Origin of the sequence: Azospirillum endophyticum (assembly GCF_016595245.1) — a bacterium.
GTDB classification, from domain to species: domain Bacteria; phylum Pseudomonadota; class Alphaproteobacteria; order Azospirillales; family Azospirillaceae; genus Azospirillum; species Azospirillum endophyticum.
In genome coordinates, this window is sequence record NZ_JAENHM010000046.1 from 125,480 (window position 1) to 137,206 (window position 11,727).

Consider the following 11,727-nt stretch of genomic DNA (forward strand, 5'->3'; position numbering starts at 1 on the left):
GATGACGGTTCGTTTCGAGCGTGTGGCGCCGATCCTGCCGGTCCGGGACGTCCGTGCGGCGCTGGCCCATTACTGGCAGCTCGGTTTCACGGTGACCGCCTATGACGAGGCGGCGGCGGATCCCGTCTATGGCTTTCTCGACCGGGACGGCGTCGGCCTGCATCTGGCGCTGGTTCCCGATTTGGAGCCGGAACGCTCTACCGTTGCCTGCTACCTCTATGTCGGCGACGCCGATGCGCTGCATGCGGCATGGCGGGCCGCGAACGCCGGCGGCCGCCTGACCGCGGTCGCCGACACGCCCTATGGCCTGCGCGAGTTCGCCCATATCGATCCGGACGGCAACCTGCTGCGGGTCGGGTCGCCGATGCCGGCACCGACAGGGGAAAAGGCCGATGGCTGAGGACATGATCCTTCTCTTCTCCTACGGCACCCTGCAGCAGGAGAATGTGCAGCTCGCCTCCTTCGGCCGCCGGCTGGCGGGCCAGGCGGATGCCATGCCGGGCTATCGCCGCGACATGCTGGAGATCACCGATCCGGAGGTGATCCGCACCAGCGGCAAGCGCTTCCATCCCGTGGTCAGCGAGAGCGGCGATCCGGCCGACGAGGTCGCCGGCACCCTGTTCGAGATCACCGCGGAAGAGCTGGTGGCCGCCGATTCCTACGAGGTCGCGGATTACAGGCGGGTCATGGTCCGGCTGAAGTCGGGGGCGGAGGCCTGGGTCTACGTCAAGGCGTGAGCCGTCAGGACCGGCGGGGCCGGACGAAGGGCCGGACAAAGGATTGCTCGACCACCTCTGAACCCCATTGGCTGCCGGGCGATTCGGCGGCAAGGGCGAAGCCGGCGGCTTCATAAAGGCGCCGGGCGGCGTCCAGCCCGCGGAAGGTCCAGAGCCGGGTCTCGGCGAAACCGCTGCGGTCGGTGAAGGCCACTGCTTCGTCGAGCAGCCGACGGCCCAGCCCGCCGCCGCGCCGCCCGTCCTCGACGATGAACCAGCGCAGATGGGCGATGCCGGGGGCTTGGCTCGACAGGTCTTCGCCGTCGATGGCGATGGTGCCAACGATGCGGTCGCCGTCCAGCGCCGTCCAGACGGCGTTGCAGGGACGGTCGAGCCGCGGCAGGAACTCCGCCAGCCCGGCGGCGACCTTGCTTTCGAAGACGGCGCCGAACCCATGGGCGCGGGCGTAGAATCGGGCATGCATCTCCACAGCCCGGCCGATCAACCCGGGCCGGTAGCCCTGTTCGATGCGTATCGCAGGAGCGGCCCCCGTTTGCGGTCCTGCGGTCTTCGCGGCCCGCCGGGCGTGGAGGGCATCCGCGTAGAGCCGCAGGCCCTGCACCACCATCGCATGGTCGGCGGCAGGCAGGCAGGCCAGGGCGCCGCCGACCTGTTCACGGGCGAAGGAGTCGATGGTGGCGAGGGTCCGGCGCCCCTGTGCGGTCAGGGTGAGCCGCTTCGCCCGCCCGTCCGTATCGCTGTTCCCCTCCGCCAGTTCCCCGGCATCGATGAGCTTGCGCAGCATCCGGCTGACGCTGGATTTCTCCAGGTTCAGCCGCTCGCACAACTCGGTCGCGGTCAGGCCGCCCCGGTCACCGATCTCGATCAGCGTATGCACGGCCGACGCCGGCAGCTCCGTTCCGGCAAGGGTCGCCTTCATGAAGCCGAGCTCGCGCACGATCCGGCGCGATGCGTCGCGAATCGGCAGGATGGCTTCCCCAGCGGGAGGAGCGGCGCCGGAAGGCTGGAAAGACACAGGCATGACCGCTCCGCACATGGTTGTATCATGCAACTATGTGCGGATGGGAAGCGTCTGTAAAGGCGTTAAGCCGCTGTCACATGACCTTCTCGAAGCGGAACATCTCGCCGCCGCCGGACGGGCCGGACGGGCCGGGCGACTGCGGGTCGGGATGGTGGGCGCTGAAGAACTCGACGATCTTGAAGCCGCACTTGTTCACGTAGAAATGGATGTTCCGTTTCTCGAAATACGGCGTGTGGGTCTGCCAGACCAGCGTTTCGGGATACATCCGCTCGATCGCCGTCCAGGCCCGGAAGCCCAGCCCACGGCCATGCTGCCGCGACGACAGGAAGAAGAGGTCCAGCGAATTGCGGTTGGTTTCCCCGTCGATCACCACGACGGCGCCGCCGACCCTTTGGCCGTCGCACAGGATGTGCAGGACCACGGTACCGGGCGCCGTGATGGACTCGTCGAGATCGTCGCCGGACGGGATCGAGCCGTCGGGACAGGAGCCGAACGCCTCGATGACGGCGACCGCGAAGGCGGCCTCCATGTCGGCCTTGAAAACGGGCAGATCGCGGGGATCGACCGTCTCAAGCGTAACTTGGGTGTCCTGCATTGTCAGGATCTTGGGGCCGAATGCGGCATTGGTGGACGGGCAGCGATGCACAGGGCCGGCGGCCGGGTCCCGCGCCTTACGCCTCCGTCTCCATCTTCTGCTCCACCGCGGCGGCCTTGATCGCCTTCTGCAGCTTCTCGAAGGCGCGGACCTCGATCTGGCGGACGCGCTCGCGGCTGATGCCGTATTTCTGCGACAGATCCTCCAGCGTCGTCGGCGCCTCGCGCAGGCGGCGTTCGGTCAGGATGTCGCGTTCGCGGTCGTTCAGCGCCGTCATCGCGTTCGCCAGCAGCGTGCGGCGCTTGCCCAACTCCTCGCGGTCGGCCAGGGTGATCTCCTGGCTGGCGGTCTCGTCGACCAGGAAATCCTGCCATTCGCCCTCGCTCTCCGCCCGCAGCGGGGCGTTCAGCGAATGGTCGGGGCTGGCGAGGCGCCGGTTCATGTTGACGACGTCCTGCTCCGGCACGTCCAGCTTGGTGGCGATCGCCTGGACCTGTTCGGGCGACAGGTCGCCCTCCTCGATCGCCTGCATCTGGCCCTTCAGCCGGCGCAGGTTGAAGAACAGCTTCTTCTGGGCGGCGGTGGTGCCCATCTTCACCAGCGACCAGCTGTGCAGGATGTATTCCTGGATCGCCGCGCGAATCCACCACATGGCGTAGGTCGCCAGCCGGAAGCCGCGGTCCGGATCGAAGCGTTTGACCGCCTGCATCATGCCGACATTGCCTTCGGAGATCAGCTCCGACAGGGGAAGGCCGTAGCCGCGGTAGCCCATGGCGATCTTGGCCACCAGCCGGAGATGGCTGGTGACGAGCTGGTGGGCGGCGCCGGAATCCTCATGCTGCTGCCAGCTCTTGGCCAGCATGTATTCGCGCTGCGGCTCCAGCATCGGGAACTTGCGGATCTCCTGGAGATAGCGGGACAGATTGCTCTCGGACCCGATCGCCGGAAGGTTGGATGCCGTCGCCATGATCTAAACCCCTCTCCTGACAGCCCGCATACCCATGCGAAGGATTTCACGGGATCGCGGCCATTCTTCAGCGCGGGTTCCATAGGCCCCTCCCAATGAGCGGGCGGAGGAACCTCGCCATTGACGCTGAGTCTAACCAAGAAACATTTCGCGGTGTACCGTTTTAAAGCGACTCCAAGGTGACAATTAGTTCATCAATATCCGTCGGAATTGAGGATCGGAATGCCACAATTTCGCCACTAATCGGATGACGGAAGGTCAGGGCCGCAGCGTGCAATGCCTGACGCGGAAACCCAACAAGACGTCCCCGAACCGGTTCCGGCAGCAGCGAGGCGAATTTGCCGCCCGGCCGCCCCGACCGCCCGCGGCCATAGAGCGGATCACCGACCAGCGGGTGGCCGATATGGGTCAGGTGGACGCGGATCTGGTGGGTGCGCCCGGTCTCCAGCACGCATTCGACCAGCGACGCCGCCATGCCGAAGCTCTTCACCACGCGGTATTTGGTGGCGGCCGGCTTCCCGCCGCCGGTCACCACCGCCATCTTCTTGCGGTCGGCGCTGCTGCGGCCGATGTTGCCCTCGATCCGTCCCTGGGTCGGGTTGGGCACGCCCCAGACCAGCGCCAGATAGGTGCGGCTGAGCGTGCGGTCGGAGAACTGGTCGCTCAGGCCATGGTGGGCGCGGTCGTTCTTGGCGACCACCATCAGGCCGCTGGTGTCCTTGTCCAGCCGGTGGACGATGCCCGGCCGCCGCACCCCGCCGATGCCGGACAGGCTGTCGCCACAATGGGCCAGCAGGGCGTTGACCAGCGTGCCGTCGGGATTGCCGGCGGCCGGATGGACGACGAGGCCGGCTGGCTTGTCGATCACCAGAACGTCGGCATCCTCGTAGACCACGTCGAGCGGGATGTCCTGCGCCACCGGTTCGGCGGCCTCCGCCCCCGGCACCTGCACTTCGAAGGTCTGGCCGGGTTTGACCCTCAGGGACGCGTCCGTTATCGTCCGGCCGTCGCCGCGCACGCAGCCCTGTTCCAGCAGGGCCTGCACGCGCGACCGCGACAGGTCCGGCAGGCCCGCCGCCAACGCCTTGTCCAGCCGCTGACCCGCCGCCGCCTCGGGAACCGTGTAGGCGAGCGGCCCGGCGGCGGGAGGCAGGGAGGAACCGGCGTCGTCGTCCGCATCGAGGACATCGTCGGACAGGTCTTCGGGTGTGTTGTCGTCCGGTGTGTTGTCGTCCGGTGTGTTGGCGGCCATCGGCTTTGCGTATCGCGTCCTGTTTCAATCGTCCGGGAGTGGACCCCAAACCGTGCAGATCCTCAAGGTACTCGTCGTCATCATGGGCGCTCTCATCCTCGCCGGCTTCACCTTTCTGGGCGTGGAGCTGTACAAGCGGATGTCGGACCCCAACCGCGCCTCGCTGACCGCCACCGCCCCGGCGCCGGTTCCGGCCGAGCGCCCCGCCGAGGTGACGCTGGACGTCCCGGCCGGGTCCCGCATCGGCGAGATGCTGGCGGTCGGCAACCGCGTCCTGTTCAAGGTGACCCTGCCGCAGGGGCCGGACCGCCTCTACCTGATCGACCCGCGCAACGGCGCCGTCACCGCCACGGTCACCGCCGGCCCGATTTCCGGCTCCATCCCCGCCAAGCCCGCCCCCTGAAAAGCCCGCTTCCCGAAAGACAGGTTTCGCGATCATGCATGATTTCCGCAGCGACAACGTCGCCGGTGCCGCCCCGCAGGTGATGACGGCGCTGGCGGCCTCCGCGTCCGGCACAGCCGCCCCCTACGGCAACGATCCCTGGACCGCGCGGGTGACCGAGCGGCTGTGCGCGATCTTCGAGACCGAGGTCGCGGTCTTCCCCGTCGCCACCGGCACGGCGGCCAATTCGCTGGCGCTGTCGGCGCTGGTCCCGCCCTTCGGCGCCGTGCTGTGCCATGACGAGGCCCACATCGCCGTCGACGAATGCGGCGCGCCGGAATTCTTCACCGGCGGCGCCAAGCTGGTGCCGCTGGCCGGCGCGCATGGCAAGCTGACCCCGGACGCCGTCACCCGGCACATCGCCAGGGCCGGCGTCGGCGTCGTCCACCGCGTCCAGCCCGCGGCGCTCAGCCTGACCCAGGCGACGGAGGCCGGCACCGTCTATACCCCGGCGGAGGTCGAGGCGCTGGTCGAGGCCGCCCATTCCAACGGCATGGCCGTGCATATGGACGGCGCCCGCTTCGCCAACGCCATCGCCCGGCTGGGCTGCCCGCCTGCCGACGTGACGTGGCGCGCCGGGGTCGACGTGCTGACGCTGGGCGGTACCAAGGGCGGCTGCCTCGCCGCCGAGGCGGTGGTGTTCTTCAACCCGGCGATGGCCGAGGATTTCGGCTTCGGCCGCAAGCGCGGCGGCCATCTGGTGTCGAAGATGCGCTTCCTGTCGGCGCAGCTCGACGCCTGGCTGGACGACGGGCTGTGGCTGCGGCTGGCCGCCCATGCCAACGCCATGGCCGACCGGCTGGCCGAAGGGCTGACGGCTCTGCCCGGCGTCGAGCTGGCCCATCCGGTGGAGGCCAACGAGCTGTTCGTCCGCCTGCCGAGGGCGTATGCCGAGGCGCTGGAGGCGGCCGGCTACGGCTTCTACAGCTGGGACGACGGCACCGCGCGCTTCGTGACGGCGTTCGATACGCCGGCGGCGGCGGTGGACGGGTTGGTGGGTATTTTGCGCGGCCTGCAAGAAAAGGCTTGATCGGTGGGCCGGGCTTCGTTAGAAACCCGCCCACGCCGATGACGTCCCCATCGTCTAGAGGCCTAGGACACCGCCCTCTCACGGCGGTAACAGGGGTTCGACTCCCCTTGGGGACGCCAACCTTCCAAGGTTGGGTCGTGCGGCCGGTGGCAGCCTCCACCGCCGCGGCATTCATCGGGACCAGACGTCCCCATCGTCTAGAGGCCTAGGACACCGCCCTCTCACGGCGGTAACAGGGGTTCGACTCCCCTTGGGGACGCCATCCACGCGCTGGGTGAGTTGATTGAGCGCAGGTTGAAGGTACAACGTCCCCGTCGTCTAGAGGCCTAGGACACCGCCCTTTCACGGCGGCGACACGGGTTCGACTCCCGTCGGGGACGCCACTTTCCACATTTTCGACTTTACTTCGATAAGTCATGACCTCGCAGGTTTGCGAGGCTTTTTGTTTTTGGTGCTTTGGCCGGAAACCTGAAGGCCCGCCTTCGCGCTGAAGTATGCACAGGTCTCAGCTTTGCGGAACATGCTGGAATTAAGCGACGTCTTTGGCCGTCATTCCCGCGAAGGAGCCTGTGAAGAAATCGGTGACTCGCTGAGAGAAGCCCCAAGTTCGAACTGGGTCGCGTTGGATCGCATCGTGCGCGTCCCTCGGCCGTCATTCCCGCGAAGGCGGGAATCCAGCCTTTACAAGCACTTGTGTTGGAAATCCTGGTTCCTCGCCTCCGCGGGGATGACGAGTGGGAGATGTGCACGCCTGTCTGATCAGGGCTTTCTCATATAAGTTCGATTTCTTCACAGGCTCGAAGGCGGGAATCCAGCCGGCTCGGCAGCTGAACCGCGGAGTTTTCTGGATTCCCGCCTTCGCGGGAATGACGCAGAGCTCTCTCAATTCCAGAGACTTACAAGGATTGGAGCCATGTGCATACTTTAGCCCCTTCGCGGGGATGACGGCCAAGACGAGGTGGGAGTCAGCTCAACACCCCCGTCCGATACAGCGTCACCTTAATCCCGCCGTTCGACACAGTCACCCCGCTCTCCTCGAACGGCAGTTCCGTCGCCTTCGCCAGGGCGGCTTCGTTGGTGATGATCGCCACCCGCCAGCCGGCGAAGCGCGTCTTCAGCGTGTTGCCCATGGCGTGGTAGAGCGGGATCAGCGACTTGCCCTCGCCGATGCGGGCGCCGTAGGGCGGATTGACGATGACGAGGCCGGGGGGACTCTCGGGCGGGGTCAGGTCGCTGATGGCGTGGTGGGCGAAATCGGTCCAGGCGGAGACGCCGGCCCGCTCGGCGTTGGCGCGGCTCATGGCGATGGCGCCGGCGTCGCGGTCGCTGCCGTAGAAGCGGACGGCGGGAGGCGTGGCCATGCCGCTGCCGCGCAGGCTCTGCCAGCGGGCGGGGTCGAAGTTGGCGAGCTGCTCGAAGGCGAAGGAGCGGGACCGGCCGGGCTTCAGGCCGGCGGCCATCTCGGCGGCCTCGATGGCGAAGGTGCCGGAGCCGCACATCGGGTCCACCACGGGGATCGGCTCCCGCCCGTCATAGCCGCATTGGCGCAGGAACAGCGCCGCCAGGGTCTCGCGCATCGGCGCCTTGTTGACCGCCTCCTTATGGCCGCGCTTGTGCAGTGACTCGCCGGAGCTGTCGACGCTGATGGTGCAGAGGTCGTCGTCGATGCGCGCCTTGATCTGGACGGCGATCTCCAGGGGGCGGGTGTCTTCTTCCCCCACGTCCCTGTCGGCGGACTTCCCGGTCTTCTTGGGCGCGGCCTTGACGATGGGGGCGCCGAGTTCCTCGGCGATGGCGCGCTCGATACGCTGGGCGGCGGCGCCGGCATGGTAGATGCGCGAGGCCTTGCAGGAGGCCTCGACCCGCACCGGCACGTCGGCGCGCAGGATTTCGGCCCAGGGAACCCGGCGGGCGCGCTTGTCGAGCTGCGCCAGATGCAGGGCGCGGAAGGAGGCGATGCGCGCCAGCACGCGGGTGGCGCCGCGCAGTTCCAGGTTGGCACGCCAGACCTCGGGCCAGCCGCCGGTGACCGTGACCCCGCCCTTCACCATGGTCGGGTCGGTGAAGCCGCGGTCGGCGGCCTCCGCGCACAGCACGGCTTCCAGGCCGGGGGCGGCCACCAGGAAAATCTCGAAGGGCTGGGCGGGGCTGGTCGGGTCGGTGTTCATGCGCCTACATAGCCCGAAGGGCCGGCTTCCATCGACAGGATTCTCGCGGAACGGCCCAGCTGTTGACGCCGGAATGCCGGCCCCTATGATCGGATTGGAACACGAACAATCAAGCCGGCTTGCGATTCCGAACATGGAAAGCAGCCGGGCAGCTAGGGAGAGCGCACATCATGACCGCCACCGACACCACCCACATGTCTGCCGACTGGCCCGCCGACCTGCTGGCGCAGGAGTTCCGCGGCAAGCGGGTTCTGGTGACCGGCAGCAGCCGCGGCATTGGTGCCGCGGTGGCGGCGGCCTTTGCCCGGCTCGGCGCCCGCGTCGCCATCCATGGCCGCGACGGGGCGGCCCTGGAAGCGGTGGCGGCCGGGATGGGTGGCGGCGTGGTGGCGCTGGCCGGCGATTTCGCCGACAAGGCACAGACCCGCGGGGTGGTGGAACGGGCGGTCGAGCGGCTGGGCGGGCTGGACGTGCTGGTCAACAACGCCGGCACCATGCTGGGCCGGGTGGCCTTGGCCGACATCGAGGACGGGTTCCTGCAACGGCAGTTCGACCTGAACGCCGCCTCGGCGGTCGTCGCCAGCCGCACCGCCCTGCCGGCGCTGATCGCGTCCAGGGGCGCCATCGTCAACACCGGCTCGATCTCCGGCCGCACCGGGGGCAGCGCCGGGTCCTCGCTCTACAGCGCCGCCAAGGCCTTCCAGGCCAGCCTCGCCCGCTCGCTGGCGACGGAGCTGGCGCCGCACGGCATCCGCGTCAACGCGGTGTCGCCCGGCACCATCGACACCGACTTCCACGGGCGCTACTCCACCCCGGACAAGCTGGCGCAGACCGCGGCGCGGATCCCGCTGAAGCGGCTCGGCACGGCGGAGGATTGCGTCGGCGCCTACCTGTTCCTCGCCTCCAACCGGCTGGCCGGCTACATCACCGGACAGACCATCGAGGTCAATGGCGGCCAGTTATATAACTAAGGACTTAAATTTCGCACATGCGAAGGTGAAGCTTTGGCAAAATGCGAAGCAATCTCAATGATCTTTGCAAAATGCAGAGGATGAATATGTCCTTACTCTGGGAATAGATCGATTTCGTAGGGTAAAAAAACATTCCGGCGTTAATGGTCCCTTGGCACTGTTCTTGTAGGCTACCTCGGTTCACAACCGGTCGTCCGAACGATCGGGATGCCGCCAGCAGCAGGGTCAGAAGACGAGGTCACCAGCCATGAACGCCAACCGCCAAACCCAGCCGCCCTCAGCCCAGCCGACCAAAGCCGGTCCTTTCGCCAACCTGCGCACGGCGACCAAGATCTACACCGGCTTCGGCGTGACGCTGGCGCTGCTGGTCGGGCTGGGGGCGGTGTCGTGGATGGGCTTGCGGTCGAGCGACGATGCGCTGCGCCGCTATGCGGGGCAGTCGCATGTCGCCATGGCGGTGGCGGAGGCGGACACCGACATGGCCGACGCGCTGGGGGCGGCGGAGGAATTCGTGTCGAGCGGGTCCCCCGCGGTGGCCGACCGCTTCCGCGGCGACGTGGCGGAGTTCCGCCAGAAGCTGCAGGGCGCCACCGCGCGGATGACCAGCACAGCGGATCTCCAGGCGGCCCAGGAGATCGCCACCCTGCTCCAGACGCTGACCGGCGGCTTCGACCGGCTGGTCGCCGCGCGGACGGAGCGCGATTCGATCATCGCCTCGGTGGTGAACACGCTGGGTGCCGACATCCGCCGCACGCTGAGCGACACCGTCAAGGCGGAAAAGGATGGCGGCAACCTGGACCGCACGGTGCGGGCCGCCGACGTCAGCGAACAGTATCTGCTGGTCCGCGTGCTGGTCGCCCGCTTCGTGGCGGAGATGAAGGCGGAGGATCTGGCCCGCATCCGCAAGGATCTGGCCGACGTGACGGCGAAGTCCGGGGCGCTGCGCGAGGGCATGGCCGACGGTCCGGTCAAGGCCAAGCTGTCCGACGCGGTCGCCAAGCTTCCCGCCTATGGCGCCGGGATCGACCGCATCGCGGCGTTGAGCGACCAACTCCAGTCGCTGAACAGCGAGACCCTGGGCAAGGCCGGCAAGGAGATCGGCGACAAGATCGGCCTGATCCGCGACCATTCCGCCAGCTTCCTGGCGCAGCTGGAGGTCACCGCCGCCGCCGAGGTGGCCGCGGCGGAAGGACGCGGAACCATGGTGACCGCGGCGGCGGTGCTGCTCGGCCTGCTGCTGGCCTGGGCGATCTCGCGGGCGATCACCCGGCCGCTCGGCGGCATCACGCGGGCGATGGGCCGTCTGGCCGAGGGTGACCTGGGCGTGGAAGTCACCGACGACCGCCGCCGGGACGAGATCGGCGCGTTGGCCCGCGCGCTCCAGGTCTTCAAGACCAACGCGCTGGAGATCGAGCGGATGCGCAGGGCGCAGGAGGAGAGCGAGCGCCGGGCCGCGGCGCAGCGGCGCCAGACGATGATGCAGATGGCCGACACCTTCGAAAGCACGGTGAAGGGCATCGTCGACACCGTCGCCACCGCCGCCACCGGCATGCGGGACGCCGCCACCGTGCTGACCGCCACCGCGCAGGAGGCGAGCGAACGGTCGCTGCTGGTCGCGTCGGCGTCGGAACAGGCCTCGGCCAACGTGCAGACCGTCGCCACCGCGACGGAGGAGCTGTCGGCCTCCATCTCCGAGATCGGCCAGCAGGTGGAGAACTCCACCCGCATCGCCACCCAGGCGGTGAGCGACGCCCACGGCGCCGACCGCACCATGCGCGAGTTGGTCTCCGCCGCCGAGCAGATCGGCGCGGTGGTGGAGCTGATCAGCGGCATCGCAGCGCAAACCAACCTGCTGGCGCTGAACGCCACCATCGAGGCGGCCCGCGCCGGCGAGGCCGGCAAGGGCTTCGCCGTGGTGGCGAGCGAGGTGAAGGCGCTGGCGACCCAGACCGCGCGGGCCACCGACGAGATCCAGGCCAAGGTCCAGGAAATCCAGCAGACCACCGGCGGCGCCCAGAAGGCGATCGGCAGCATCGGCAAGACCATCGGCCACATGAGCGAGATCACCACCGCCATCGCCGCCGCCATCGAGGAGCAGGCCGCCGCCACCCGCGAGATCGCCTCCAGCGTCACCCAGGCGGCGCAGGGCACCGAGGAGGTGTCGAGCAACATCGCCGGCGTCAGCACCGCCGTCCACGAGACCGGCGACGCCGCCGGCCGCGTCCACGGCACGTCGCAGGATCTGGCCACCGAGGCGGAGCGCCTGCGGCGCGAGGTCGGGACCTTCATCGCGACGGTGCGGGCGGCGTAGGGTTTGGGGGGCAGGCTGGTCTTCCCTCTCCCGCCCCGGGAGAGGGAAGGGGCCCATGGCATCGCCATGGGAAGGGTGAGGGGCGATCCAAGGAACCATGCGGTTCGGGATCCTTGCCCTACCCCTCACCCTCCCCACGCCTGCGGCGCGGGTCCCCTCCCTCTCCCGGGGCGGGCTAATCTATCAACACAAGTACTGTGCGAGGGCAGCGCCCTCGCACAGGGTTGAGAAAC

11 protein-coding genes and 3 tRNA genes are annotated in these 11,727 nt (G+C 68.2%); 9 read left to right on the plus strand and 5 right to left on the minus strand.

The genetic code is table 11. From position 1 onward, the window contains the following. Nucleotide 1: 1 nt before the first annotated feature. Nucleotides 2–400 (plus strand): bleomycin resistance protein, encoded by a 399-nt coding sequence (locus JHL17_RS15985; protein ID WP_200194529.1) that lies wholly within the window; start codon nt 2–4, stop codon nt 398–400. After that, the gene (locus JHL17_RS15990; protein ID WP_200194531.1) at nt 393–737 is read left to right on the plus strand and encodes a gamma-glutamylcyclotransferase family protein; all 345 of its coding nucleotides are present in this window, start codon (nt 393–395) and stop codon (nt 735–737) included. The genes JHL17_RS15985 and JHL17_RS15990 overlap by 8 nt, the downstream gene beginning before the upstream one ends. 4 nt (nt 738–741) lie before the next feature. Here the strand turns inward: JHL17_RS15990 and JHL17_RS15995 are convergent, their stop codons facing one another. The 4 genes from JHL17_RS15995 to JHL17_RS16010 all read right to left on the minus strand — a co-directional run bounded on the left by JHL17_RS15995 (nt 742) and on the right by JHL17_RS16010 (nt 4,572). Continuing rightward, on the minus strand, nt 742–1,758 hold the full coding sequence (locus JHL17_RS15995; protein ID WP_247893580.1) for a MarR family winged helix-turn-helix transcriptional regulator: 1,017 nt from the start codon (nt 1,756–1,758) through the stop codon (nt 742–744). 73 nt (nt 1,759–1,831) lie between these two features. After that, nucleotides 1,832–2,353 carry a GNAT family N-acetyltransferase gene (locus JHL17_RS16000; RefSeq protein ID WP_200194532.1) on the minus strand — a complete coding sequence of 174 codons (522 nt, stop codon included), beginning with the start codon at nt 2,351–2,353 and terminating at the stop codon, nt 1,832–1,834. Nucleotides 2,354–2,429: 76 nt separating this feature from the next. Further along, entirely contained in the window at nt 2,430–3,320 is an 891-nt protein-coding gene (gene rpoH, locus JHL17_RS16005; RefSeq protein ID WP_200194533.1) for an RNA polymerase sigma factor RpoH, read from the minus strand. A 163-nt stretch (nt 3,321–3,483) separates the two neighbouring features. Then, on the minus strand, nt 3,484–4,572 hold the full coding sequence (locus tag JHL17_RS16010; RefSeq protein WP_200194534.1) for an RluA family pseudouridine synthase: 1,089 nt from the start codon (nt 4,570–4,572) through the stop codon (nt 3,484–3,486). A gap of 52 nt (nt 4,573–4,624) precedes the next feature. Between JHL17_RS16010 and JHL17_RS16015 the strand changes: the two genes are divergently transcribed. From JHL17_RS16015 to JHL17_RS16035, 5 genes are all read left to right on the plus strand, one after another. Beyond that, nucleotides 4,625–4,975, plus strand: coding sequence for a hypothetical protein (locus tag JHL17_RS16015; RefSeq protein WP_200194535.1), 351 nt, complete (start codon nt 4,625–4,627; stop codon nt 4,973–4,975). A 34-nt stretch (nt 4,976–5,009) separates the two neighbouring features. Further along, a complete protein-coding gene (locus JHL17_RS16020) occupies nt 5,010–6,044 on the plus strand; it encodes a threonine aldolase family protein (protein WP_200194536.1) in 1,035 nt (344 codons plus the stop codon). 43 nt (nt 6,045–6,087) lie between these two features. After that, nucleotides 6,088–6,163 (plus strand) — tRNA-Glu (locus JHL17_RS16025). Between the two features lie 67 nt (nt 6,164–6,230). Next, nucleotides 6,231–6,306: transfer RNA gene (locus tag JHL17_RS16030), tRNA-Glu, on the plus strand. A gap of 45 nt (nt 6,307–6,351) precedes the next feature. Next, a tRNA-Glu gene (locus JHL17_RS16035) sits at nt 6,352–6,427 on the plus strand. A gap of 582 nt (nt 6,428–7,009) precedes the next feature. On the opposite strand, the gene JHL17_RS16040 is transcribed toward JHL17_RS16035, so the two are convergent. Then, nucleotides 7,010–8,212: a THUMP domain-containing class I SAM-dependent RNA methyltransferase gene (locus JHL17_RS16040; protein ID WP_200194537.1), complete on the minus strand. Its 1,203-nt coding sequence runs from the start codon at nt 8,210–8,212 to the stop codon at nt 7,010–7,012. A gap of 170 nt (nt 8,213–8,382) precedes the next feature. Between JHL17_RS16040 and JHL17_RS16045 the strand changes: the two genes are divergently transcribed. Further along, nucleotides 8,383–9,183 (plus strand): SDR family NAD(P)-dependent oxidoreductase, encoded by an 801-nt coding sequence (locus tag JHL17_RS16045; RefSeq protein ID WP_200194538.1) that lies wholly within the window; start codon nt 8,383–8,385, stop codon nt 9,181–9,183. A 247-nt stretch (nt 9,184–9,430) separates the two neighbouring features. Then, nucleotides 9,431–11,494 carry a methyl-accepting chemotaxis protein gene (locus tag JHL17_RS16050; RefSeq protein ID WP_200194539.1) on the plus strand — a complete coding sequence of 688 codons (2,064 nt, stop codon included), beginning with the start codon at nt 9,431–9,433 and terminating at the stop codon, nt 11,492–11,494. The last annotated feature ends 233 nt before the right edge of the window (nt 11,495–11,727 follow it).